The organism is Arthrobacter sp. A2-55, from assembly GCF_025548615.1.
Taxonomy (GTDB): Bacteria; Actinomycetota; Actinomycetes; order Actinomycetales; family Micrococcaceae; genus Specibacter; species Specibacter silviterrae.
Map to the genome: position 1 here is coordinate 1 of NZ_JAJLOZ010000053.1, position 24,348 is coordinate 24,348.

Annotated in this window: 20 protein-coding genes; 14 read left to right on the forward strand and 6 right to left on the reverse strand. The window is 64.0% G+C overall.

Going from position 1 to position 24,348, the window contains the following annotated elements; translation table 11 throughout:
• Window positions 1-2,541 (forward strand): DUF3488 and transglutaminase-like domain-containing protein (locus tag LPN03_RS14275; protein ID WP_262454743.1); only part of this gene is annotated, 2,541 nt, incomplete at its 5' end.
• Window positions 2,542-2,643: 102 nt separating this feature from the next.
• Here the strand turns inward: LPN03_RS14275 and LPN03_RS14280 are convergent.
• Window positions 2,644-4,140, reverse strand: coding sequence for an NAD-dependent succinate-semialdehyde dehydrogenase (locus tag LPN03_RS14280; protein ID WP_262454744.1), 1,497 nt, complete (start codon window positions 4,138-4,140; stop codon window positions 2,644-2,646).
• A 264-nt stretch (window positions 4,141-4,404) separates the two neighbouring features.
• Window positions 4,405-5,448 (reverse strand): 16S rRNA (cytidine(1402)-2'-O)-methyltransferase, encoded by a 1,044-nt coding sequence (rsmI, locus tag LPN03_RS14285; RefSeq protein WP_262454745.1) that lies wholly within the window; start codon window positions 5,446-5,448, stop codon window positions 4,405-4,407.
• 60 nt (window positions 5,449-5,508) lie between these two features.
• Between rsmI and LPN03_RS14290 the strand changes: the two genes are divergently transcribed.
• Together LPN03_RS14290 and LPN03_RS14295 are read left to right on the forward strand one after the other, a co-directional pair.
• Window positions 5,509-7,170, forward strand: a complete 1,662-nt coding sequence (locus LPN03_RS14290) for a dolichyl-phosphate-mannose--protein mannosyltransferase (protein ID WP_262454770.1) — start codon at window positions 5,509-5,511, stop codon at window positions 7,168-7,170.
• A gap of 147 nt (window positions 7,171-7,317) precedes the next feature.
• Window positions 7,318-8,409: a hypothetical protein gene (locus LPN03_RS14295; RefSeq protein ID WP_262454746.1), complete on the forward strand. Its 1,092-nt coding sequence runs from the start codon at window positions 7,318-7,320 to the stop codon at window positions 8,407-8,409.
• A gap of 590 nt (window positions 8,410-8,999) precedes the next feature.
• Here LPN03_RS14295 and lepB read toward each other — a convergent pair.
• Window positions 9,000-9,719: a signal peptidase I gene (gene lepB, locus LPN03_RS14300; protein ID WP_262454747.1), complete on the reverse strand. Its 720-nt coding sequence runs from the start codon at window positions 9,717-9,719 to the stop codon at window positions 9,000-9,002.
• A gap of 100 nt (window positions 9,720-9,819) precedes the next feature.
• Between lepB and LPN03_RS14305 the strand changes: the two genes are divergently transcribed.
• The 3 genes from LPN03_RS14305 to LPN03_RS14315 all read left to right on the forward strand — a co-directional run bounded on the left by LPN03_RS14305 (window position 9,820) and on the right by LPN03_RS14315 (window position 11,735).
• Complete coding sequence (locus tag LPN03_RS14305) at window positions 9,820-10,413, forward strand: low molecular weight phosphatase family protein (protein ID WP_262454748.1); 594 nt, start codon at window positions 9,820-9,822, stop codon at window positions 10,411-10,413.
• A 240-nt stretch (window positions 10,414-10,653) separates the two neighbouring features.
• Window positions 10,654-11,268 carry a YfeC-like transcriptional regulator gene (locus LPN03_RS14310; RefSeq protein WP_262454749.1) on the forward strand — a complete coding sequence of 205 codons (615 nt, stop codon included), beginning with the start codon at window positions 10,654-10,656 and terminating at the stop codon, window positions 11,266-11,268.
• On the forward strand, window positions 11,265-11,735 hold the full coding sequence (locus LPN03_RS14315) for a hypothetical protein (RefSeq protein WP_262454750.1): 471 nt from the start codon (window positions 11,265-11,267) through the stop codon (window positions 11,733-11,735). Before LPN03_RS14310 ends, LPN03_RS14315 begins: the two co-directional genes overlap by 4 nt.
• A gap of 135 nt (window positions 11,736-11,870) precedes the next feature.
• Here the strand turns inward: LPN03_RS14315 and LPN03_RS14320 are convergent, their stop codons facing one another.
• The 3 genes from LPN03_RS14320 to LPN03_RS14330 form a co-directional block, all read right to left on the reverse strand.
• Window positions 11,871-13,529 (reverse strand): polysaccharide biosynthesis tyrosine autokinase, encoded by a 1,659-nt coding sequence (locus LPN03_RS14320; RefSeq protein WP_410468601.1) that lies wholly within the window; start codon window positions 13,527-13,529, stop codon window positions 11,871-11,873.
• Window positions 13,530-14,388: 859 nt separating this feature from the next.
• Window positions 14,389-15,312, reverse strand: coding sequence for a TIGR01906 family membrane protein (locus tag LPN03_RS14325; protein ID WP_316255821.1), 924 nt, complete (start codon window positions 15,310-15,312; stop codon window positions 14,389-14,391).
• Between the two features lie 446 nt (window positions 15,313-15,758).
• Window positions 15,759-16,751, reverse strand: a complete 993-nt coding sequence (locus tag LPN03_RS14330; RefSeq protein WP_262454752.1) for a stage II sporulation protein M — start codon at window positions 16,749-16,751, stop codon at window positions 15,759-15,761.
• A gap of 66 nt (window positions 16,752-16,817) precedes the next feature.
• Between LPN03_RS14330 and LPN03_RS14335 the strand changes: the two genes are divergently transcribed.
• The 8 genes from LPN03_RS14335 to LPN03_RS14370 all read left to right on the forward strand — a co-directional run bounded on the left by LPN03_RS14335 (window position 16,818) and on the right by LPN03_RS14370 (window position 24,347).
• Complete coding sequence (locus tag LPN03_RS14335; protein WP_262454753.1) at window positions 16,818-17,678, forward strand: RDD family protein; 861 nt, start codon at window positions 16,818-16,820, stop codon at window positions 17,676-17,678.
• A 573-nt stretch (window positions 17,679-18,251) separates the two neighbouring features.
• The gene (locus LPN03_RS14340; RefSeq protein ID WP_262454754.1) at window positions 18,252-18,470 is read left to right on the forward strand and encodes a Flp family type IVb pilin; all 219 of its coding nucleotides are present in this window, start codon (window positions 18,252-18,254) and stop codon (window positions 18,468-18,470) included.
• Between the two features lie 188 nt (window positions 18,471-18,658).
• Complete coding sequence (locus LPN03_RS14345) at window positions 18,659-18,994, forward strand: TadE/TadG family type IV pilus assembly protein (protein ID WP_410468602.1); 336 nt, start codon at window positions 18,659-18,661, stop codon at window positions 18,992-18,994.
• A complete protein-coding gene (locus LPN03_RS14350) occupies window positions 18,982-20,034 on the forward strand; it encodes a TadE/TadG family type IV pilus assembly protein (RefSeq protein WP_262454756.1) in 1,053 nt (350 codons plus the stop codon). Before LPN03_RS14345 ends, LPN03_RS14350 begins: the two co-directional genes overlap by 13 nt.
• Before the next feature lie 14 nt (window positions 20,035-20,048).
• A complete protein-coding gene (cpaB, locus tag LPN03_RS14355; RefSeq protein WP_262454757.1) occupies window positions 20,049-20,798 on the forward strand; it encodes a Flp pilus assembly protein CpaB in 750 nt (249 codons plus the stop codon).
• Window positions 20,795-21,994 (forward strand): CpaE family protein, encoded by a 1,200-nt coding sequence (locus LPN03_RS14360; RefSeq protein ID WP_262454758.1) that lies wholly within the window; start codon window positions 20,795-20,797, stop codon window positions 21,992-21,994. Before cpaB ends, LPN03_RS14360 begins: the two co-directional genes overlap by 4 nt.
• The gene (locus LPN03_RS14365) at window positions 21,991-23,412 is read left to right on the forward strand and encodes a CpaF family protein (RefSeq protein WP_262454759.1); all 1,422 of its coding nucleotides are present in this window, start codon (window positions 21,991-21,993) and stop codon (window positions 23,410-23,412) included. The genes LPN03_RS14360 and LPN03_RS14365 overlap by 4 nt, the downstream gene beginning before the upstream one ends.
• A 2-nt stretch (window positions 23,413-23,414) precedes the next feature.
• Window positions 23,415-24,347 (forward strand): type II secretion system F family protein, encoded by a 933-nt coding sequence (locus LPN03_RS14370; RefSeq protein ID WP_262454760.1) that lies wholly within the window; start codon window positions 23,415-23,417, stop codon window positions 24,345-24,347.
• Window position 24,348: the final 1 nt, after the last annotated feature.

The following is a 24,348-nucleotide window of genomic DNA, read 5'->3' on the forward strand; positions in this document are numbered from 1 at the left end:
GGCGGTCCCGGCCACCCCGGCCACCCCGGCGGCCCCGCAGGGCCCGGCGGATCCGGCGGCCCCACCGGGCCCGGGCAGCAAGACCAGGGCGGCAGACGCAACGGACTCCGCGAATGGCTGGGCACCCCCGAAACGGGTCCCGCCCGCTGGGTGCTGGCCCTGGCCGTCTTTGCCGCCATCATGGCATCCTCCGCCGGCCTGCAAAATGTGCTCCTCGGCGGCAGCTGGGTGCCGCGCGCCATATTGGTGGTGGCCCTGACACTGCTGCTGCCGGCCATCGTCCGCCGCTGGCCCCGGCTTGCGGCCTTCGCCCCCGTGGCGGCGCTGGCCGGCTGGTTCATGGGCCTCACGCTGGCCTTCTTCCCCGGCACCGCCTACGTGGGCCTCATCCCGTCGCCGCAAACCATCAACGCCGCCGTGCAGCTCTCCTCCGACGCCGCGGCCACCATCCTGGTCAACAGCACCCCCGTCCCGGCCGACGACGGTATCACGTTCGTCATCTGCGCAGGCCTGGGCTTCGCGGCCCTGCTGGTGGACACCCTCGCCGTCACGCTTTCCATGCCGGCAGCCAGCGGGCTGGGCCTGGTGCTGATCCTGCTCCCGGCGTCCTTGACCACGCTGGACGGCATCGGCGTGGCAGGTCTGGCAGCGGCCGCCGCCGGCTATCTCCTCATCCTGGGCTGCTGCCGGTGGTACGCGCCGGACGGGAGGCTGCGCCCCGCCGCAAACCGCGGGCCCAGCGGGGCCCTGCGCCGGGCAGCCGCCCTGGGTGCCGCCGTCGTGCTTGTCATGGTGCTGCTTCCCGCGGTGATTCCAGGCTTCACGGAAGGTTCCTTCCCGCAGGGCGCGCGGGTGGGCGGGCCGGGGGACGTGTCCGGGCTGGATCCGATGATTTCGCTGGGGAATGACCTGCGGGCGCAGTCGGGCGCGGTGAACCTGACGTACAACACCTCCGCCACCGGTCCCGTCTACCTGCGCATGAGCACGCTGGAGGATTTCAGCGGCCGCAAGTGGAAGCCCACCGCCGTGCCGGACGGCCTGCGCACCGACCTGGGCCAGCTCACGCCCGCGCTGGGGCCCAATCCGGCGGTTCCCCACACGTCCACCAACACATGGATTGATGTGTCGAACCTGTCCAGTCCGTGGCTGCCCGCGCCCACCTTTGCCGCGGCCGTGAGCGATCTGACCGGGCGCTGGAACTGGAACCCGTCCACGCAGACCCTCAGCGCCCAGGATACGGATTCGGACGGGAAAACGTACGTGGTCCGCAGCGACATCCCGGACCTGACCCCGGCCCTGCTCGAAGCCGCCGCGCAGCCGCCCAGCAAGTCCCTGGACCCGATTTTCCTCAAGCTCCCGGGCAATGTCCCGTCCATCATCAAGGACACCGCGAACCAGCTTGAAAAGGGCCAAAACACCCCGTACGACCGTGCCATGGCCATCCAGGACTACCTGCGCTCGCCCCTGTTTACTTATAGCGAGAAGACGCCCGTGACGCAGGGGTACGACGGCGCCGGCATGAACGTCCTGGCCAAATTCCTGGAGGTCAAGGCCGGCTACTGCGTGCATTTTTCCGCCACCATGGCCGTGCTGGCGCGCGAGATGGGCATCCCGTCCCGGATTGTCGTGGGGTACGCGCCGGGCGCCTCCTCGGGCGACACCCTGGATGTGGGCGGTGTGCAGATGCAGGGCTACTACGTGACGGGCAAGGACGCGCACGCCTGGCCCGAGCTGTACTTTGAGGGGCTGGGCTGGGTGCCGTTTGAGCCCACGCCGTCCCGCGGCGACGTCCCCTCCTACGCGCAGGCCCCTTCCTCGCAGGGCTCGAACCTCGGTTCCAGCGACCTCCTCAACGGCGCCAATTCCCGGCCCACCGCGGGTGCCGATTCCACGGCCACCGCTTCGGCCACGGCTTCCCCATCCGCCGCGGCGGCCCCCGTGCCGGCCACCCCGGCGCCGGCCCGGGTGGGTTCGGCGTTTGCGGCGGTGCTGCTGGCCCTGCTGGCGCTGGCCTCCCCCGCGCTGACCCGCCTGCTGGTACGACGCCGGCGCCTGGCCCTGGTGCGCGGCGCCGGCTCGGGCAGGGGGCGAGGAGGTGACGGCGGCGGTGGCGGTAGCGGCGGCCGGGACACCGTGGGCGGGCCTCCTGGCGGCGGTGGCGCGGGCACGCATACTGCCCGTTCAGGCTCTCTGGCGACAGTTGCGCCCCCGGACCCGCGGGATGCGCCGGAGTTGCTGGCGTGGCGTGAGCTCAAGGCCAGCGCTGCAGACTTTGGCGCCCGCTTTGACCCGTCCCGGACGCCGTCGGTGCAGGCGGCCCAGGTGTCGGCCATGCTGGGCGCTGGCGATTCCAGCGATGTGAAATTGATCCTGGGCGCCTACGAAGCGTCCGTCTACGGGCCGCCGTCGGACGGGCACGCAGCCGGCCGCGACGACCTCGCGGATGCCCTGGAGCGGATCGGCGCCACCCTCGCAAGCCGGGCGGGCTGGGTGGCTAGGCTGCGCGCGGTGGTGCTGCCGCCGTCGCTCTTCACCCGCTGACCCGCCCCCGTCGAGATTCGAGATAACCACCTTAAAACCCGTTGAGGTTGGAGATAACCACGCCAAGGATCGGTGGTTATCTCCAACCTCAACGGAAGGGGGCTAGGCGGTGTGGGGGCTCGGGAAGCCGATGTACTGCGTGTACTGGTATTCCTCGATGCCCTCCAGGCTGCCTTCGCGTCCCAGGCCGGACTGCTTGACGCCGCCGAACGGTGCCGCGGCGTTGGAGATGACGCCGGCGTTCAGGCCCATCATGCCCGTTTCGATCCGGTTGGCCATGCGCAGGCCGCGGTTGTGGTCCTTGGTGAAGACGTAGGCGACCAGGCCGTATTCGGTGTCGTTGGCCAGCGCCACGGCCTCGTCCTCATTCTTGAACGTGACAATCGGGGCCACCGGGCCGAAGATTTCCTCGCTCAGGATGCGGGCGCCGGGCTCCACACCCTGCAGCACGGTGGGCTGGTAGAAGTAGCCGGGGCCGTCCACGGGCGCCCCGCCCACCACTGCGCGGGCACCGTCGGCGAGCGCGTCCGTGACCAGGGAGTGGACCTTGTCGCGGCTCTTGGCGTCGATCAGCGGACCCACCTTGGTGCTCGGCTCGGTGCCACGGCCGGTGGTCATGGCGCCCATCTTCGCGGCGAACTTCGTGGCAAATTCCTCGGCCACGGATTCGTGCACCAGGAAGCGGTTGGCGGCGGTGCAGGCTTCGCCCATGTTGCGCAGCTTGGCGGCCATGGCACCTTCGACGGCGGCGTCCAGGTCGGCGTCCTCGAACACCAGGAACGGTGCATTGCCGCCCAGTTCCATGGAGGTCCGCAGCACATTGGTGGAGGCGTCGGCCAGCAGGCGGCGGCCCACGGGGGTGGATCCGGTGAAGGAGAGCTTGCGCAGGCGCGTGTCCTGGATGAGCGGGCCCGTCACCGCGCCGGCAGTGGTGGTGGAAATGACGTTCAGGACACCCGCGGGCAGGCCGGCGTCGAGCATTACCTGGGCGAACAGCTGGGAGGTGAGCGGGGTCAGGTTGGCCGGCTTGAGGACCATGGTGCAGCCGGCGGCAATGGCGGGCGCGATCTTGCGGGTGGCCATGGCGAGCGGGAAGTTCCAGGGCGTAATCAGCAGGCACGGGCCCACCGGCTTCTTCTGGACCAAGATCTGCTGGGTGCCTTCGGGGTTGGAGGAGTAGCGGCCAAACGAGCGGGAGGTTTCCTCGGAGAACCAGCGCAGGAATTCGGCGCCGTACTTGACCTCGCCCATGGATTCGGCCAGCGGCTTGCCCATTTCCAGGGTCATCAGGAGTGCGAAGTCTTCGGCGCGGGCGATGACCATGTCAAAGGCGCGGCGCAGGATTTCGGCCCGGACTCGGGGGGCGGTGGCGGCCCATTCGTCCTGAACCGCGACGGCGGCGTCCAGGGCGGCGGCCCCGTCCTCGGGACCGGCGTCGGCCAGGGTCAGCAGCACTTTGCCGGTGGAGGGGTCCTCGACGTCGAACGTCTTGCCGGACGCGGCGGCACGCCACTCGCCATTGATCAGCAGGCCGGTGGGGACGCCCGCCAGCAGTGCGCTCTCCCGTTCGGTCAATTCGGCGGCAGCGGTCACGGTCATGATGACTCCTTGTGTGTCATTGGCAGGGCCCGGGCGGACAGCGCGGAACCGTGCGGCAGTGTGTGGTGCGTTACGTTCACGGTAGTTCTCCGCCGGCAAAAGTGTCTACGCATGCGCGCACTACTGAATGCTGGTTTCGCTGTGCACTTGAACAACGCGGCCCGCTCGAACACCGGAGCGCCGTTGGGGCCCAATGGTGCTCCACTCTTCAAGTGGCGCACCATTGGCGGCATAACCGTGCCCCGTTTCAAAGTGGCCGGCTGCCTACTTCCGGGAGGCGAGGACTGCGCTGTACAGTTCGCGCTTGCTGACGTGGACGTCGTGGGCAATGACAGCCACGGCCTCCTTCAGCCTCATGCCCTGGCCGATCAGTTCATTGACGGCAGCCACGTGGTCTTCCGGCGTGCCATGGTCCGCTGCCGGGGCGCCGGCCACCACGACGGCGATCTCCCCGCGGATGTCCGCAGCCTCGGCCCATTCCAGCAGGCCGGACAGGGGCTTGCGGATCACTTCCTCATACGTCTTGGTCAACTCCCGGCACACGGCGGCCGGGCGCGACGGGCCAAACGCGGTGTGCAGCGCGCGCAGCATGGGCTCCAAACGGTGCGGCGCCTCGAAGAACACCATGGTGCGCGGTTCCACGGCCAGTTCGTGCAGCCGCGACGCCCGCTCCCCCGACTTCCGCGGCAGGAACCCCTCAAAGCAGAACCTGTCAGTCGGCAGGCCGGACAGGGCCAGGGCCGTCAACACTGCGGACGGGCCGGGCGCCATGGTGACCCGCACCCCGGCGGCGACGGCGGCCTCCACCAGCCGGAAGCCCGGATCGGACACCGTGGGCATGCCGGCGTCGGACACCATGAGCAGCACCTTGCCCGCCTGGACCTGGGCCAGCAGCTCCGGCGTCTTCGCGGCCTCATTGTGTTCGTGGTAGCTGATGACGCGCCCGGACACCTGGACCCCCAGGGAAGTGGTCAGCCGATGCAGCCTGCGGGTGTCCTCCGCCGCGACAATGTCCGCCGATCCCAGCCAGGCAACCAGCCTGGCGGAGGCGTCCCCCGCATTGCCGATGGGCGTGGCCGCCAAAACAATGTAGCCCTGGCCCTCCGCGAGTCCGGGCAGGGTGGCGATGCCGGGGAGAGTGGTGGCGTCGTCGCCGCCGTCGTCCGCGTCCGCGCCGCCGTTCGCGTCCGCGTCGTCGTCGCCGTCGTCCGCGCCGTCGGCGCCGCCGGCAACACCCCCGGCAACGCCCCCGGCCGCGTCATCCCAGTCGCCGTCCGCCAAACCCTCAAGCTCCAAGTCATTCTCCATGACACCAGCGTAGTTGGCCGCGGCCGGACAGCAGCACTGGGTAGCATGGGCAGGGTGCACATCAACGCCCCCGAAGCCGGAGCCGAAGCCGAGGCAGCAGCGACAGCCGTGGCAAAACCAGGGCCCCGCTGGCTGCGCGACCCCTCGGCGGCGTTCACCCGCTCGGCCCTGGCCCGGCGGCTCATGGGCGCCTACCAAACCCCGCCCAGCCTGCGCCTCTGGTTCTGGCTGGCCCCGGCGCTGACGGCGGTGATCGGCGGCGTGCTGCGGTTTGTCCGGCTGGGCGATCCGCACGCGCTGGTGTTTGACGAGACCTATTACATCAAGGACGCGTACAGCTACCTCCAGAGCGGCTACGAGCGGAACTGGGCGGAGAAGGCGAACGACCTCTTCGTCAAGGGCAACTATTCCGGCCTCCAAACTTCGCCCGAGTACGTGGTGCACCCGCCCGTGGGCAAGTGGATGATCGCGTTCGGCATGTGGCTTTTCGGCCCGGACAGCTCCTTCGGGTGGCGGTTTTCGGCGGCGCTAATCGGCACGGTGTCCATCTTCCTGCTGGCCCTGATCGCGCAGAAAATGTTCCGCTCCACCCTGCTGGGCGCCGTCGCGGGCCTGCTGTTCGCCGTCGACGGCCACGCGATTGTCCAGTCGCGCACCTCGCTGCTGGACATTTTTGTCATGTTTTGGGCGCTGGTTGCGTTTGGTGCCGTCATCATGGACCGCGATGACGGACGACGCCGGCTGGCCGCCAGGCTTGCCTCCCTCGCCGCCCGCCGTGGCCAGGTGGGGCCGCGGGAGCTCCTGTACGGGCCGTGGCTGGGGTTCAGGTGGTGGCGCCTGGCGGCCGGAATCTCGCTGGGGCTGTGCATTGGCACGAAGTGGTCGGGGCTGTTTTTCCTGGCCGCGTTTGGCGTGATGAGCGTGGTCTGGGACATGAACGCGCGCCGGATTGCCGGGGTCAGGTACTGGATCACGGGCGCCATTCTCAAGGACGGCGCGGTGGCGTTTGTCAGCATGGTCCCGGTGGCGGCCGTGACGTACCTGGCCACGTGGACGGGCTGGTTCCTGTCCAAGGACGCCTACGACCGCAACTGGGCAGCCTCCAACCCGAGCCAGACGTGGGGCTGGATTCCGGCGTCGCTGCGGTCGCTGTGGCACTACCACTCCACCGCCTACGCCTTCCACACGGGCCTCTCCACCGACCACCCGTACAAGGCGAATGCGTGGTCGTGGCTGGTCATGGGCCGCCCCACGTCCTTTTATTCGCAGTACCCCGTCAAGGGCGAGGACGGCTGCACGGTGGACAAGTGCGCCGCCATGGTCACCAGCCTGGGCAACCCGCTGATCTGGTGGGGCGGCTCGCTGGCCGTGCTGTTCCTGCTGGGCGTGTGGATCTTCCGCCGCGACTGGCGCGCCGCCGCCATCCTGGTGGGCTTCGGCGCCGGCTTCCTCCCGTGGCTGCTCTACCCGGAACGCACCATCTTCTTCTTTTACGCCATCGCCTACGAGCCCTACATGATCCTGGGCGTCACCATGGTGCTGGGCCTGGTGCTGGGCCGGGCGGACAGCCCACCGTGGCGGAGGCAGCAGGGCGCCCTGTTCGCCGGCATTTTCCTGGTCCTCGCGGTGGGCCTCAGCGCCTACTTCTACCCCATCTGGGCCGCCGAGCTCATCCCCTACGACTACTGGCGCCAGCACATGTGGATGCCCAGCTGGATCTGACAAGCACGACGGCGGCGCCCCGGCCGGGCGCCCGGGTCACCTTGGGTGCGGCCCGGGTTATGCCGAGCCGTGCCCATTCACTAAGCTCAAGAAAGATCCCCCTTCTTCACTCCAACTCCCACATCGACTCCAGCGACAGGACCCACCATGCCAGGCACCGCCTCCTCCGTCCGCACGGATCCCGGCGGGGCCGCCGTCGAGCCTGCAACGGTGCAGGTGACAGCGCTGGGCGTGCCGATCGACGTCACGGGGCTGTCCGCCGAGGAAGCTGCGGGTTTCCGGGCGGCGTGGTCGCGCTGCCTGGCCCGCGGCACGGTGGCCGCCGGCACCGTGGCGCGCATTACCGGGAGCTTTGACCGCGCGGACGAGCACCTCACCTCCACCATCACGCTCACCGCCATCGACCAGCTGGCGGGCAGGCTCATGATGTTCCACGCGTGTGGCCTGGCCGATTCCACCGGCGCCACGGTGGCGTTCATTGCGCCGTCGGGCACGGGCAAAACAACGGTGGCGCGGACCCTCGGCACCGGCCTGGGCTACGTGAGCGACGAAACCATCGCCGTGGATGAGGAACTGCGGATCGTCCCCTACCCCAAACCGCTTTCCGTCAAGCAGCCCGAAGCCGGCCTGCCGAAACTGCAGCTGGGCCCGGACAGTTTCCCGCTGGGCCGCACGCCAGCGAAGCCGTTCCTGCGGGCCATCACGCTGCTTTCCAGGCACGACGGCGGCGGCCCCGTGGTGCTGGAAGCCGTCCCCCTGGTGGAAGCTGTCCTGGAACTGACGCCGCAGCTGTCCGCCCTGGCGAGCCTGGACCGCGGGCTGGTGCAGCTGTGCCGCATGATTGACGCGTGCGGCGGTGTGACGCGGATCCGCTATTCGGAGGCGGCCGGCATCCGCGAAGTGTTGCCTGAGCTGTCCGCCCCTTCCGGTGCCGGGACGGACCCATGGATGGCGCTGGAGCTGGAGCGTTCTGACACGGGCCTGCGGACAGGGGTACGGCGCGCGGCTGTGCGGGACGCGGTGGAGGTGGCCGGCGTCGTGCTGGTGCTGGTGAACACACAGGTCATGGAGCTGGGTCCGCTGGGCGGGATCATCTGGGAGCTGGCGGCCGGGTGGACCAGCCGCGATGAGGTTCTGGCGGGCGTGGTGGAGCGGATTGGCGGCCATCCGGACGCCGCGCAGCTGATTGGCGCCGCCCTGGACGAGCTGGTGGCCAAGGGCGTGCTGGAACAGGCCTGACGCTTGGCGGCAATTGCGGTTCCCGAATCCGCCCATGAATGTACATGTAACTCGTTTAAGTCGTGAATTTGCGATCAACCCGCGGGGAACCCGGAGGCGCTTGTCATCGGGTAGCCGTCAGCCGCAGGCCCAGCGTGGCGGCCTGGAACCTGGCCGGTGTCCCGCGCTGCCCCTCGCCGATTGCGGTGCCCTCGACGATTGCGGTGCCAACCCGCTGCTCAACCGGGCACGCGCGCCGACTGCGGGGCCCTCCCGCACCGACGGTGTATCTTCTCGGGGCGTTGGCGGGTTCGCCCCGCCGGCGTGAAATCGTCCGGGGGGGATCCGCCGTTCTCGCAGTTTGGCCCCGTCCTCACGACCACCAGCGAGGTACCCGCCCAGCGCTTTGGCAAGGCCGCACTTCCCGCTGGGGCAAAACTCATGCCGAGTTTGTCCCCCGGTGCACCCGGGGCCAAACTGGCATTGGGTTGTGCCCCACAGGAAAGTCCGCGAACGCCCCGGCAAGCTCGACGGCGGCGTCCCTCGCCGGCAAGCTCGACGGCGGCGTCCCTCGCCGGCGTCTTTCCTGTAGGCAACCAGCGCCCGAAACCCTAGTGAACCCCGCCGATCCGGTTCAGCGGCAGCACCGTGGCAAACGTCTTGCCGATGACCTCCCCCAGCGGCACCAGTTTCAGGCAGCCGTCCGCCGAGTCCTTGCCGCGGCAGGCGTAAACGGAGTCGTTGGAGTTGCCGCGGTGGTCGCCCATCACCAGCAGCTGTCCCTTGGGCACCGTGACGGGAGGGAAACAGCGGGCACTGCGCGCCGCCGACGTGCAGTCAAGGGTGGCGGAGAACGGCAGGTTCCCATAAATGTAGGGCTCGTTTTGGGGCACGCCGTTGACCACCACCAAGCCGCCGGCGCTGCAGCAGTCCACCACGTCGCCGGGGATGCCGATCACGCGCTTGACCAGGAAGTCGCCGTGCGAGGGGCCGATCCCCGTCACGTCGCCCACGTACTTCACCGCCTCCTTGAGCGGATTGGAGGAGGCGGGCTTGGGCTCGTGCCAGTCGGCGGTCGCGGAGAAAACCACCACGTCGCCGCGCGCCGGCACTCCCCCGGCATACGCGGCGCGGTTGACCAGGATCCGGTCCCCCACCTGCAGCGTGGTTTCCATGGACCCGGACGGCACCACGTACAGCTTCACGAAAAACGCCTGCACCAGCGCAATGACCACCACGGCGGCCAGCAGGTTCAGCACCAACGTCACTGCAAGGTTGTGCCGGAGACGGTACCAGAGGGACGGGGCAGACGGCTGCACTTCACGGGCCATGCGTGGCGGGATCCTTCGGCTGGTTTGGCGGAATTGCGCGGCTAAATGCAGCCGAAATTGGGGGTCCAAACCATTCTAGCAATCCGGATATGATCAATTGATGATTCGATTGCTGACCGTGTGCACCGGGAACATCTGCCGTTCCCCCTACGCCGAGCGGATGCTCCAAAAGGAATTCGACGCCCTCCACCCCGGCCTGTTCCAGGTGGCCAGCGCCGGCACCGCATCGATGGCCGGCGACGGCATGGAAGCAGAATCCGCCCAGCTGCTCGCGGCCCTGGGCGGCTCCAGCGAAGGCTTCATCTCCCGCCAGCTGACCCCCCAAATCCTGGCCGGCAGCGAGCTGGTGCTGGCCATGACCGTGGCCCACCGCGACGCCGTGATCCGCCTGAGCCCGCGCATGCTCAAGCGCGCCTATACCCTCATTGAGTTTGCGCGGATCCTTCGCACCCTTAAGTCCGACGCCGGCGCCCAGGTCCCGCTGGGAGGCTCGCCCGGGCAGGTGGAGGCACGGTGGGCTGCCATGCCGGGCCTGGCCGCCACGTTCCGGTCGTCGTCGCGCCCGTCTGCGGCCGGTGACGACGTTGTGGACCCCTACCTGCGCAGCTCCACGACCCACCAGCGGATGGTGGAGGAGATCATGCCCGCAGTGGAGGAGATTGTCGCGTTTGAGGCCTGGTGCAGCGGGAGCTGACTGCGGGACAGAGAGGAACAGGTGAACGCGATTCATGGAAGATTCGGGTTGGTTACGGGTTAGCGATGTCCGCAAGGAAGTCCACAAAGATATCTTTGCCGTGCTGTTGGAGCTGGAATCATCTGGTTGGAAGCTCCGTCGCGACGCCATGCGCTGCCCTGACCGGCACGAACTGATGCGGCACAGATGAAGAGGTGTTGTCAATTGACAACACCTCATCGACTGGGTAAATATGGGAGCATGAACATTGTGGACAAGATTGAAATTCGGCTACTCGTTGATGCGCTGTCGGAGTCTGAGGAGGACTTCCTTGCCGACGAACTTGATGCCCACATTGCCGTTCATGGTTCACAGACTTTTGCCACATTCCTGCTGACTGGGGAACTCCAAGAGTCGTGGCCTAATCTTCTGGCCGCGATGCAAGCACGTGGGATTTCCGCTCATTCGATGGTGCAGGATTTAGTGACCACAACGGAGATTGCCGACCGCCTGGGAGTGAGCCGCCAAGCTGTCAACAACTGGATTCGCGGCACCCGGAAGGCAGAAAAGACCTTCCCTGAACCGTCAGTAATTTCCGGGGTATCACTCTGGGACTGGGGCAAAGTTGCCACCTGGGCTCGATCCAATTCTGGGTATGCTGAAATGGTCCGCTACCCGTCACAGGACGAAATTGCCATCATCAATGGACGCTTGGCCGAAGAACGTTTGAGCCAATCTGGATGGATCACGGCGCGCATCGGACTGGACATGGACATTGAGTCTGGTCACATTCGAGTCGCTGTCAGGGATGACGACGTAACGCGACGGGACCATGCTGATCATGAAGATCCTTCCTATTTTGCGGTAACCGCATGAGTACCCCCAAAAGGCCCGCACTTAACAATGCAATCGAGATCGCCACGCACTCCACGCTGAAGGACATCGGATTTCTGGAAGAGTCCGCCCGGCACTTCGATGGTCACTTCGAAGAAGCGTCGCCGCCGTCGCTAAACCAGCAATTTTCCACTGAATTCAACCTCATGGTCCGCGCCGACGAGTCGACCCTGCACGCCCGTCTTTCTGTGCGGATCACGACTCAGAATGGTGAAGTCCGCTCGGAAGCTGTCGGTCAATGGGACTTCGACGACAAATACTCGGTCTCCGACGAAGCCGCCTTCGACTTTGGCAATAAGGTTTCCGTGTTCGCGCTCTTCCCTTATCTCCGTGAATCCGTTCACCTGCTATCTGCGCGAGTCCTACGAGAACCCCTGCTTCTACCAACCGTGCGTCAAGGCGAGATGAGTTTCGGCCGGAAGCCCACTCAAAGCACCGGCCTCGATTGATCCATAGGGCGACTGCACCGCTTAGCTCCTCTTAGCTGCTGAATCTTGCGCCGGACACGAACGCCAACAACAAAGGGACCCTCCCCGGAACATGAAGTCCGGGCAGGGTCCCTTTGCGAAAACGGTGAAGCAGGCCTACAGGTGGCGGGTCAAACGCCGGGGCACGGTTTCGTCGTCCACCGGGTGCAGCAGGCGTTCGAAGTCCTGTGCGGCACCAGTCAGCTGCGGCTCGTCAGCATCGGCGTAGTATTCCTTGACCGGCGTGGTCAGGGGCTCGGCAGGGGCGTGGTTGCGGCGCACCTTCTTGCCCTTGACACTCTTGGAACCAGCGGCAGCACCCGAGGCAGAGGCCTTGTCTTGGCGGTAGTAGTACGACTTTCCGTAGTACCCGTAGCCGGCAGCTTGTCCGCCCGAGGTGGGCACGCGGTTCAGCACGGCGCCGAGCAGCGGGGCGTTGACCTTGGCCAGGGTGCTGACAGCCTTCTCCAGCTCGTCGATGGTCGTCTTGCCGGCACCGGCCACCACAAGGGCGCCGTCCGTGGCGCGGGCCAGGATGGCGGCGTCCGTAACGGGCAGCAGCGGCGGGGCGTCGATAAGGACCACGGCCTCCTTGGCCAGCGCATCCAGCAGGCGCTTCATGGACTGCGAACCGAGCAGCTCGCTGGGGTTCGGGGGAATCCGGCCGGCGCCAAGCACAGCAAGAGCCGGCACGGGCCCGTAAACCTGCAGGACGTCGTCGAGCGTTGCCTGTCCGCTGAGGATGTCCGTCAGTCCGCCACCGCCGGCGAGGCCGAAGAACTCGGAAACCACGGGGCGGCGGAGGTCGCCGTCGATGAGGATGACCTTTTCGCCCGTGGCGGCAATGGTCACGGCCAGGTTCGCGGCAATGGTCGACTTGCCTTCGCTGGGGATGGAGCTGGTGATGACGATGACGCGCGGGGGGTTGTCCACGTTCATGTAGTGCAGGTTGGTGCGCAGTTCACGCAGGGCCTCGGAGAGTGCATAGCCCTCGGAGTTCGCGTGGTTGATCTGGCCGTTCTCCACCACGTGCTGGCCGTTGCGGAGGCGATCGTCCACGGGGATGGTGCCCACCACGGAGGTGCCGATGACGCGCTCCACCATTTCAATGGAGCGGATGCGGCGGTCCAGGTGGTTGCGGACCAGGGCGTAGGCCACGCCGATGATTAGGCCGGCCAGTGCGCCCAGGATCAGGGACAGCTTCTTGTTCGGCGAGGTGGGGAAGGTGGGCAGCGGGGCGTCGCCCAGCGCCACCACCTTGATGATGGAATCCGCCGCGGCGGGCTGGCCCTTGACAGGCGTGGTCGATTCAAGCACCTTCACCTGGTCGGCGAGCGCCACAACCCACGCGTTGGCCAGGCTCTGCGCCTCTTGGGCGGAGTCGGCGGTGGCCGTGATCTTGATCTGCGGGGTGTCCTTGGCGGACGTAACCGTGATCTGCTTGAGCAGCGCATCCGGCTTGACGTCCAGCTTCAGCGAGCTGATGACGGCATCCGCCACGGGGCGCGAGCTGGCGAAGCTGGCGTAGCTGGTGGCCTTCGACTTGGCCAGGTTGTCCCCCGCCAGTGCTGAGCCCATATTGTCCCCACCAGGGATTGAAACGTAGCCAACAGAATTGGATGAGTACGTTGGCGTCTGCGTAAAAATCCACCCAGCACTGCAAAGAATGCCGATAAGCGTTAGTGCAACGACCCCCATCCAGTGTTGCCGAAAAACGCGGACATAGTCCATCACATCGAGGGACTTTTCCGCGCTACCTAATTGCTCGTCTTCCAAAATTATCCAAACTTTGCGGTAAATGCGGTAACTGGTATCAGGGCGAGTCTAGCAGAATCCCACAATTCATCGGGGTAGCGTGGTGTCCATAACAAGCACCATTCTTTTGTAGCCCTTGACGTACCAGCGTTGCATGTGGGGCACTGCACAGGGGGCGCTCTTCCCAAGGCCTTAAAAGCCAGTGCGTTCCACCATTTCCAAGCACGACGCCGGTCCCTGCCTTGGGAGGGCCTGTGCCGTTTCGCGGTGTCCGGGAATCCGGTGGCCCGCCATATGCGTACTTTGAGGGTTTCCGTGCTTCGGTCCGGCCCTTTCACCGGGCCCCGGGCCTTTTCACCCTCCCCCGGGCCCCGAGTATGCAGCAATGGCGACTTAGAACCGGTCTAAGTCGCCATCGCTGCATACTCACCGCTGAGTCAGTGGCTCGGGGATGCCAATCCGACCCCCGCTGACCGCCGTGGCCGCCATATCTGTACTCTTGGAGCCCGCCTGGTCCTCAAACGCACCAGTGTCGATTCGAAAGTGCAGCTCCTGCGGGTTGACCGCCCTTCCAGGATTCCAAAGTGCAGCTCCTGCGGGCTACGCGCCGAAAAGGTCGCAGGAGCTGCACCGCCGATGATGGAGCCTGTCGAAATCCGGGTCTCGACGCTGCCCCTGGGTCTCGACGCGCTCGCAGAGCTCGCTGCTCGACCACCGGGTGTGGGTTCCCGGGTCTCGACGCGCTCGCAGAGCTCGCTGCTCGACCACCAGGGGCGTTGGGTTCCCGGGTCTCGACGCGGCTGCTCGACCACCGGAGTGTGGGTTCCCGGGTCTCGACGCGCTCGCAGAGCACGCTGCTCGACCACCGAACCACCGAAACCTACCCGACCACGGCCGTCCTGCGGCCCGGGCGGCGGGAGCGGGTCACTGCCTGGCGGCGGCCGGCCGTGGGCCACGTGAACGCCATGGTCAGCGACGCCACCACCAGCACAAACGCGCCGATGAAGATCCCGGAGTCCAGCCAGAATTCGCTAGGGAAGAGCCGGATCAGGGTGTCGTCCGTGTAGAACGTCCAGGTGCCGTTCGCGAAGAAGATGTGGTGGAAGTCCGTGAAGAACGTCTCCCAGCCCATGCCGGCCAGCACGCCCAGCGCAATAATGATCACCAGCGTCACGATCGACCCGGCAAACAGCCCCCGCCTGATGCCGCCCACGCTGCGCCGCGCCAGGTACACCATCGCAATGACCATGCCGATCGCCAGCACCAGGCCGATCACGAACGCCGTGGTGATGACAGTCTTCACGTCCGCCATGTGCGCCACTTCGCGGGCCAGGAACAGCTGGTTGTGCTGGGAGTTGACCAGGTCGCCCAGGTAGCGGGCGCCGGAGAGGTTCAGCAGGTAGTCCACGGTGTACGAGCCATACGTCATCCGGTCGTCCGTGCTGAAGCCAAAGGAGTCGGCCGGGAAGCCGGGGCGGTGGTACTCCACCCACAGGAAGTACGGAGTGGTGACCAGGCGGATGGCCAGCACCAGCAGCACCACGGGGTAAAACACGGCCAGCAGCACCTGGAACACGCGCGGCAGCACGGGCTTGGTCCTGGCCGCCTGCTCCAGGGCCACCCGCGTCTTCTCGAGCCGCTTGTCCGAATGCCGCACCTGCAGCGCGGCCGTGGGGGTCGCCGGGGACCCGGCGACGGAAACCTCGGGCAGCTTGGGCAGCCGCCGGGCCGGGCGCATGGGCTCCGGTTCGCTGCCGTCCGCGGGTTCGTCCAGCTTGATCCTGGCCTCGGGCTTTGCCGGCACCGAGGACGACGCCGTTCCACCGGCAGGTGCCGCACCTCCAGCAGGTGCGGGGGAAGCAGGGGCGCCGGGCGCCGCTCCGGCAGAAGGAGTAGCAGCAGGGGCAACGGCAGGCGCCGCGGGCACGCCAGCACCAGCAGAGGCGGGAGCACCAGAAGGAGCAGGAGCAGGAGCGGCAGCACCGGGAGCAGAGGCAGGAGCACCGCCAGCAGCAGAGGCAGCAGCACCAGCAGCGGGCGCGCCAGCCTTCGCCACGACAGGCATTTGCGAGGTGGGCTTTTCCGGGGTTGGGTTCTGTGTCACACCGTGAAGACTACCCGGGAGCAGCTTCCCGGGGCCGCTGCCACCCCGGCGCTTGGCCAAACTGACACCACTTTCACAGCAAACTCCACGGCAAAGGGAAAACCACGGCGAAGCCCTCCCAACCCAAGCCGTTCGGATGGCAAGGGTCAGGCGGAGATGGCGGCAGCCCCGGCGTCGTCCGCGGAAAGGTCACCCGTCTCCCCGGCCAGCCAGGCGCGTCGGCCAAGCACCAAGGTGTAGCTCCAGTACCCGGCCAGCACTAGGGCGCCGATGGTGATCTTGGCCCACACGGGCAGGGGGCTGGGGGTGACGAAGGCCTCGACCAGACCGGAGACGAAGAGGACAAAGACCAGACCGATGGCGGTGGTCATGAGGGCGCGGCCTTCGCGGGCCAGGGAGTCGAGCCGGCTGCGGGGGCCGGGGCTCACCCAGGACCAGAAGATGCGCAGGCCCGCGGCGCCGGCGATGAAGATGCTGGTCAGTTCCATGAGGCCGTGGGGAAGGATGTAGCTGAAGAAGGTGTCGCCGCGGCCGTAGGCGAACATCACGCCGGCGGTCATGCCCACACCCTGGGCGTTCATGAACAGGGAGTACGGCACAAACACGCCCGTGATGCCCAGGGCCACGCATTGGGCGGCGATCCAGGCGTTGTTGGTCCACACGGAGCCGGCGAAGGAGGCGGCGGGGTTCTCGGAATAGTAGTCGACAAAGTCGTGGTTGACCAGCTGCTGGAGGCGGGAGTCTGAGCCCAGGGCGGCCATGACGCCCGGGTTGCCGGCGGTCCACACGCCGAAGAGCACGCCAACCACCACAAACACGGCGCCCACGGCCAGCGTGAGCCAGCGCAGGCGATAGAAGGCCACGGGCAGGGAGATCACGAAGAATCGGGCCACATCCACGAAGAAGTTGCTCTTGGCGCCGGTGAAGCGCGTCCGTGCGGTGGCCAAAATGGCGGAAAGCGAGGCGGAGAGGGCGCTTTCGGCGGCCACGGAGCGGATCAGGGAGAGCTGGGCGGAGACGCTTTGGTACAGCTCCAGGAGCTCGTCCGCCTCGGCGCCCGTGAGCCGGCGCTTGCGGGCAAGCACCTTCAGCCGCTCCCACTGCGGGCGGTGCACTGCGGTAAAGGCGTCCAGGTCCACAGGGCAAGCCTACGTGGTGCGCGCCGGTGCCCCCGCAGGACTCACCGGGCTCACTAGACTGGTGGCATGTCCGCGATTATCACCGGCGAGGCCGTAGTCCTGGAACTGCGGCCGGCCTCCTTTGCCGCGAGGTCGCTGGGCGCCGCGATCGACGTCCTGGTCACCATTGTGCTGGTGATCGGCGCCGTCTGGGCCTTCGCCACCATCCCGTTCATGATCGACGCCGCCGCAGCCAAGGCCATCTTCCTGGTGCTGCTGGTGGGGATCCTGGTGGGCGTGCCGGTGGCGGTGGAGACCATGACCCGGGGCAGGTCCCTGGGCAAGCTCGCCCTGGGCTTGAGGATAGTGAGGGACGACGGCGGCTCCATTCGGTTCCGCCACGCCCTGATCCGTGGTCTTTTGGGCGTCTTTGAGATTTACATGACCCTGGGCTCGGTGGCCTTTTTGGTCTCCCTTTTCAATGAGAAGTCGAAAAGGCTGGGCGACATGGTGGCCGGCACGTATGCCATCCGGGACCGGGCGCCCCAGCCGAAGCCGTTGCAGGTGTTTGTGGTGCCCGCACTGCAGCCGTGGGCGAAGCTGGCGGACATCGGCCGGCTGCCGGATTCGCTGGCTCGCCGGATTTCAATCTTCCTGCGCCAGGGTACGCAGATGTCGCCGGAGTCGAGGTTCGCCATGGCCGCGTCGCTTGCGGAGGAGGCCAGCCCGCACGTGGCGCCGCTGCCCCCGGCCGGCACTCCCCCGGAAGTGTTCCTGTCCGCGTTGATTTCGGAGCGGCGGGACAGGGAATTTGCCCGGCTTTCCGCTGCGGCGGTGCAGGCGGACAAGGTGCGTTTGAGGTTGGCTGCGCATGGGGTTGGCGGGCATTCTGGGGCGTTTTCTGCAGACCCGTCCAGTACCCCCGGCAACACTCGATTGGGCGGCTGAGAAAAATCGAGTGGTCACCACTCTGTTACCTGCCTGGGCACAGGCGTTTAGTTGATATACCGGGTCATCTGAGGGCTGACCATACCACCGCGCGGGGGACGTGCCGACGAAAGGACGCTGCCTCCAACTAAGCGCCAGGGTGCCCATTTTTCGCGGCCCTCCCCCACCATTCTCATGCCGGCTTTGACGCCACATCCCTGCAAAACACGCATTTTTGGAAGGGTCTCTCCTGGGCGCCCAAAAGCGGCCTGAAATGGTAACGGAATGGTTACAACCGCAGGCAAGTAGTCCACGTGCTGAGTGGTTGTTTTCTGACGCCTACACTCGCTATGCGAGTGGGAAAGCGGTCTCCCCCTTATTTCATAAGGGTCCGTACGCGGGGAAACCGTGTCCAAAAAGTAGAGTGCTGACCACTCTAGAGAGTGCCGCCTGGCTGGCGTTTAGTTGTTGTCAGCCGGGGGAAGTTTTACCGGGCGCCACACCGAGGTTCACAAGTTGGCTTACATCTTTCTCTCAGGCCAAAACTGGGTATTTCGGATCCTGAATCACCTTTTATGAAAGTGGGAAAAACAAATGTTGAAGATGTATGTAACCCTTCAGTCAATGTTCATCGCCGGCGTGGACCGCGTCCGGGAAGTCCGAGAGGGCGAGCGCGGAGCAACCGCCGTTGAGTACGGCATCATGGTCGCCCTGATCGCCGCCGTCATCATCGGGGTCGTTGCTACCTTGGGGACCCAGATCCTTGGTGCATTCACGAGGGTCGTCACTCAGCTCACTACCTCCGGCTTCTAGGACTAACGGCCACAGCAATTTGAAGTTCAAAAGGGGGCGGTCCCAAGAAGACCAGGGACCGCCCCCACCGCTTTTCACCAGTACCAACATTCCAGCTGGGAGGGATGGCCATGAAGCACAAGAAATCGGAACGCGGAGCTGCTGCGGTAGAATTCGCATTCATCCTACCCGTTCTTCTCCTGCTAGTTATGGGAATCATAGAGTTTGGGTACCTTTTCAACCAGCAAATTTCCGCGAGCAACGCCGCTCGGGCAGGCGCGCGATACGCAGCCGTTCACTATTCAGATTCCGGCTTCTCTGCGACCGCCGTGCAAAATGCGGCTAAAAGCGCGGCGCCATCACTTAATATGACCACCCCGGTGATCCCCACCTACAGCTCAGGCAGCGCCTGCGCACCAGGTGTCGTAGTTACCGTAAAGATCTCAGCCGTCCAATCGACAGCTAATCGTGGTTGGTTAATAGGATTCATTCCAGGTAACGCTCCAAAGATCACTGGAATCGGAGTAATGCAATGTGGCGGATAAATCGTTCCCACAAACGGGACAGTCGAGACAATGAGCGCGGTGCAACTGCCGTAGTAACTGCCATCTTAATGGTCGTGTTGCTCGGATTCGCTGCCATCTCCGTCGACGTTGGCATGATGTATGCCGAAAAAGCTCAGCTTCAGAACGGTGCCGATTCAGCCGCACTTGCCATTGCGTATGACTGCGCAAAGTCCACGACTTCCGCTGGATGTGCCGCACCCACACCCGTTGCCACCGCCATGGCAAATGCTAACGCCAATGACCACATGGCAAACACGAATGGGGTGAATATTGACTTCACCAAACGGACCGTCACAGTCAACGTTTCAAGCAAGAGCACAGCGAATCCTAATGCTATTCAACTGGCATTCGCCAACGTCTTCGGAATTAGCAGCGCCAATGTTCCGGCTACGGCAACGGCCATCTGGCCAGCAACCGACACACTATCTACCATTCCGTGGACAATAGGGAACTGCGAATTCATGGCAAGCCTGACAGCAGCGCAAAAGTCTTCCTTTGCTGCAACCGGGAATTTCACTGTGGATCCGGCCAAGACACCGATATACCTTCGGTCGGACCAAACTGCCTCCTACCCTGGATGTGATTCTGGCGCAGGATATGCGGCTGGGGGATTCGGTTGGATTCAGCCTCAAGCATCTGAATGCATGTCCATTCCTACCAGTCCGCCATACATCGTGGATGGCTGGGTTGGCAATGCATCTCAAAAGGTACTTACCTGGCCAAGTTGCAGTGGCCTACTAGATAGTCTGTTGAATAAAGACGCCTATATTCCGATATTTTCAACATCGACGAGCAGCGGTATTAACGCGACTTACACGTTAACTGGGTTTGCAATATTCCATGTAACCGGTTGGCACTTCCAACCTCCAAATCATGACGGGGTCAACCCGCCAGCGTGTTTGCCGACAGGCAACAACTGCCGTGGGTTCTTTGGCTACTTTGTCGGATTCGTCAGCATTCATGACTACATAGCGTTGCATCCATTGCCGTCGGACAAAACGGTAAGACTCATCCAATAATTTAGGAGTTTGAAGTGAAAACACGCCTTCTGGGGGGCGTATTAGCGCTGGTGCTAGCCATCGTGGGTGCTGTCCTCCTCTCCACATACGTTCAAGCGGCTGACAGCCGCGCGCAGGCAGGCTTGGACCCAGTTGAAGTGCTGGTCATCCAGCAGCCAGTTGCAGCCGGGACGACCATTGACCAATTGAAGTCACTCGTCAAGCTTCAATCACTTCCGAAAAGCGCCACCGTAGCGGATTCGGTCAAGGACCTGTCTGGTTTCTCCGGTAAAGTCACCGCGGTAGCTCTTGTCCCTGGCGAGCAGCTTCTTTCATCGCGTTTGGTCAATCCGCAAAGTTTGGCGATTCCGAACCAAGCCGCAGTTCCCAAGGGGATGGAAGAGATAACACTAAAGCTGGATCCGGAACGCGTCGTTGGGGGAGTCCTTAAGGCCGGCGACATCGTGGGCGTTTTTATCTCCTACTCCACTGGCGCAGGACCCAAGAATGAACCGTTTCCCGCGACCAAGCTGCAATTTCACAAAGTGTTGGTTACCCGGGTGGGCACTGGAATTGGAACTTCTTCGCAATCCAATGGCGCCACTCAGCAAGCCCAGGCGCCCAGTTCAAGCAACCAGGTGCTGATTACCCTCGCACAAACCGGTGCGGATGCTACGAAGACGGTGCATGCTGCCGAGTTCGGAAAGATATACCTGTCTAAGGAAAATGCAGACACGGCCACCAACAACGGTGACACACTCTTTATGGACGGGGTGCTGAAATGAGCCGCTTCGTCATCATCACTACTTCAAGCGACTTTGAGCAGCGTGTCCGTCGGGCAGTGGCAGACGGCCTCCATGGAAGCGTTCAACGACTGCCTGAATCGGCAATCAACAGCGCGCCACATGACATCATGCATCACGACCCAGCAGAACCGCCAGAGGTGATCCTTCTTGGCCCTGGCGTCTCCACGGATGAAGCGCTCAAGCTCGCGACCGTCCTGGATCTTCAGTTCCCTGAGGTAAGTGTGATTCTTGCTTCCGACAGCACCCCGGACCTGGTGTTGTCGGCCATGCGATCCGGTATCCGCGACATCATCAGTCCAGATTCGGACGTCCCGGCCCTGCGCATAATGCTGGAGCGTGCGTGCCTGTCCTCCGCCGGTCGACGTCGTGGTCTGTCCGTCCAAGTCAACCCAGAGCAGGAGACTGGACGAATTATTGCCGTCATGTCGCCCAAGGGCGGAGTCGGCAAAACCACCGTCGCAACCAACCTGGCCATAGGCCTGGGCAAAGTGGCCCCCATGGGCGTGGTCATAGTCGATCTCGATGTCCAGTTCGGGGATGTCGCCTCGGCCTTGTCGCTGGATCCGGAACACACACTCGTGGACGCCGTCACGGGGGCTGCAGCCCACGATGCAATGGTCCTCAAGGCCTTCCTTACAGTACATTCCGGCGGCGTCTACGCACTGTGTTCACCGACAAATCCCAATGAAGCCGACTTGGTCACTGCCGAGCACGTCAGCCATCTGATTGCGCAACTGGCCACAGAGTTCAAATACGTCGTCGTGGATACGGCACCGGGGCTTGGCGAGCTGGCCTTGGCAACACTTGAGCAGGCGACGGATGCGGTGTGGGTTGTCGGGATGGACATTCCGAGCATCAAGGGACTGCGCAACAGTCTCGGTGTGCTCGAGGAGTTGGGCTTGGTTCCCCAGGGGCGACACGTCGTACTTAACTTTGCCAACCGTCATGCCGGTCTCAACGTCCAGGACATCGAGGCCACCATCCGGATCCCCGTGGACGTCGTCATCCCCCTCTCACCGGCCATACCATTTGCCACTAACAAAGGCGTCCCACTTCTCCAGGACGGCCCACGAAGCTCAGCAACCAAGAACTTGCGCAAATTAGTGGAACGCTTCGATCCAGATCGGGGATCCCAAATTCGGAAGAAGCTTCACAGGAGGGTGGTGGTGTCATGAATCTCACAGAACGACTCAATGTAGCCCGGGGTCTTGGCCCAATTAACGAAGCGAACACACCCGCAATCCACAGTGTTCCCACGCATGCTGAGCATGATCCTCTGGATTCCCGTCCCTCGGGTGGAGGCGGCGGGGCGCTGGCGGGGCTAAAGCAACGCGCTGGTGAAGCACTCTTCGAGCGCATGGGCAGTAGGCTTACCGACTCAAATCTCTCCGAAGAAGATCTGCGAAAGACTGCTCGGGAAGAACTCAGCCAAGTCATTGATGAAGAGCAGGTGCCACTGACTCCGGAGGAACGCCGCCGGCTGATCCGGGAAATCGGCGACGACGTACTCGGCTACGGGCCCCTCCAACGGTTCCTCGATGACGACACCGTCACAGAAATCATGGTGAACAACCCGAATCAAATCTATATTGAGCGGGGCGGGCAGATCATCCTCGCCGACGCACGATTCGCCACCGAAACGCACCTTCGCCGCGTAATCGAACGCATCGTATCGAAGGTCGGCCGCCGCATTGATGAATCGTCCCCCATGGTGGACGCCAGGCTCGAGGACGGCTCCCGCGTAAACGCCATTATTCCCCCACTCGCCGTAAGCGGGCCTTCACTCACGATTCGCAAGTTCAGCCGGGTGCCGTTAACCGTGCAAAATCTCGCGGACTTCGGAACTCTCACACCCGACATGGCCATACTTTTGGATGCTTGTGTTCGAGCGCGCCTCAACATCTTGGTAACTGGCGGAACTGGCACCGGTAAGACGACACTCCTGAATGTCCTGTCTGGATTTCTTCCTCCCGAAGACCGCATCGTCACCATTGAGGACGCCGTTGAGCTGCAACTCCAGCAACAACATGTGGTTCGGCTAGAAAGCCGGCCGGCAAATATCGAAGGCCGAGGCGAGGTGTCAATTCGGGACTTACTCCGGAACTCCCTCCGCATGCGTCCGGACCGGATTGTTGTCGGCGAGGTTCGCGGTGGTGAGGCATTGGACATGCTGCAGGCAATGAACACCGGCCACGACGGCTCACTTTCAACAGTCCACGCCAATTCACCCCGTGATGCCGTTTCCCGGTTGGAAACGCTTGTCCTGATGGCAGGGATGGATCTTCCGCTACGTGCTGTCAGGGAGCAGATCGCTTCCGCTGTAAACGTTATTGTGCACTTGACACGGTTGAGGGATGGAACCCGACGGGTAACCCACATCACAGAAGTCCAAGGCATGGAAGGTGACATTGTCACGCTGCAAGACGCCTTCGTTTTTGACTACTCAGCAGGCGTGGATTCCAACGGGAGATTTCTGGGGAGGCCGATACCCACAGGTATTCGGCCAAGATTTGTCGACCACTTTGCAGAAGTTGGGATCAAGGTTCCTGCCCACATCTTTGGCAGTGCCACCCAAGAGAAGGGTAGGCGGTAACCATGCCTTTCGTCGTTTCCGCCCTCGGCATCATCCTCTGCGCGGCCGCCGCTCTTATTCTCCTGTTTGTAGTGTTCAAGCCAAGCCGATCAGCACTGCCGGTCGAACGGCGCCGGCCCTTTGGGGATACCAACAAGTCGGCGTTGAGCAGTTTCACGGACTCGACCGTGGCTGTCTTGGACAGAACCATTGGAGGCGGGCCTTATAGTCGGCAACGCCTGGAAGACGCGGGCCTGAAGACTCCACCATCCAATTTTCTCATTATGGTGACTGCAGTTGCCGCCGTCATGGCCCTCATCGGTGTTGCCCTCAACGGTGTTGGTCTCGCGACACTGCTCGCACTCGCCACACCGTTCCTGGCATGGCTTGCCTTGTCCTTTCTTGCTGACCGGCGGCGGGCCAAATTCGATACCCAACTCAGTGACAACTTGTTACTGATCACTGGTGGACTGCGTGCCGGGCATGGCATTTTGGCTGCCATAGATGCAGCCGCGAAGGAAGCTCCAATTCCCTCTTCCGAGGAATTTGCACGAATTGTCAACGAGGTCAGAATCGGCCGGGATATGGAGAGCTCGCTAGTCGACACAGCGACTCGCATGAAAAGCGATGACTTCTCATGGATCAGCCAAGCAATACAAATCAACCGTGAGGTGGGCGGTGACCTGGCCGAAGTCCTTGATCATGTTGGTGAAACCATCCGAGAACGAGGAGACATCAAGGCCCAGGTGAGGGCACTGAGCGCGGAAGGCCGCTTGTCAGCGATCATACTCATCGCCCTACCCTTTGGCATGGCCCTCATGTTGATGGTGGTCAACCCCACCTACTTGGGCACCCTTTTCACTCACATTTTGGGGTGGATAATGCTTGGAGTAGGAGCTGTCATGATGGTCATCGGCACCTTGTGGATGCGCAAAATAATTCAAATCAAGTTCTGAG

Bases quoted from the DNA above. Each gene is read 5' to 3' on its own strand.
- LPN03_RS14315 (WP_262454750.1), top strand. From the start codon at position 11,265: ATGAGTACCCCCAAAAGGCCCGCACTTAACAATGCAATCGAGATCGCC.
- rsmI (WP_262454745.1), bottom strand. From the start codon at position 5,448: ATGGAGAATGACTTGGAGCTTGAGGGTTTGGCGGACGGCGACTGGGAT.
- LPN03_RS14370 (WP_262454760.1), top strand. From the start codon at position 23,415: ATGCCTTTCGTCGTTTCCGCCCTCGGCATCATCCTCTGCGCGGCCGCC.
- LPN03_RS14340 (WP_262454754.1), top strand. From the start codon at position 18,252: ATGTTGAAGATGTATGTAACCCTTCAGTCAATGTTCATCGCCGGCGTG.
- LPN03_RS14295 (WP_262454746.1), top strand. From the start codon at position 7,318: ATGCCAGGCACCGCCTCCTCCGTCCGCACGGATCCCGGCGGGGCCGCC.
- LPN03_RS14280 (WP_262454744.1), bottom strand. From the start codon at position 4,140: ATGACCGTGACCGCTGCCGCCGAATTGACCGAACGGGAGAGCGCACTG.
- LPN03_RS14335 (WP_262454753.1), top strand. From the start codon at position 16,818: ATGTCCGCGATTATCACCGGCGAGGCCGTAGTCCTGGAACTGCGGCCG.
- lepB (WP_262454747.1), bottom strand. From the start codon at position 9,719: ATGGCCCGTGAAGTGCAGCCGTCTGCCCCGTCCCTCTGGTACCGTCTC.
- LPN03_RS14365 (WP_262454759.1), top strand. From the start codon at position 21,991: ATGAATCTCACAGAACGACTCAATGTAGCCCGGGGTCTTGGCCCAATT.
- LPN03_RS14360 (WP_262454758.1), top strand. From the start codon at position 20,795: ATGAGCCGCTTCGTCATCATCACTACTTCAAGCGACTTTGAGCAGCGT.
- LPN03_RS14305 (WP_262454748.1), top strand. From the start codon at position 9,820: ATGATTCGATTGCTGACCGTGTGCACCGGGAACATCTGCCGTTCCCCC.
- LPN03_RS14350 (WP_262454756.1), top strand. From the start codon at position 18,982: ATGTGGCGGATAAATCGTTCCCACAAACGGGACAGTCGAGACAATGAG.
- LPN03_RS14310 (WP_262454749.1), top strand. From the start codon at position 10,654: ATGAACATTGTGGACAAGATTGAAATTCGGCTACTCGTTGATGCGCTG.
- LPN03_RS14345 (WP_410468602.1), top strand. From the start codon at position 18,659: ATGGGAATCATAGAGTTTGGGTACCTTTTCAACCAGCAAATTTCCGCG.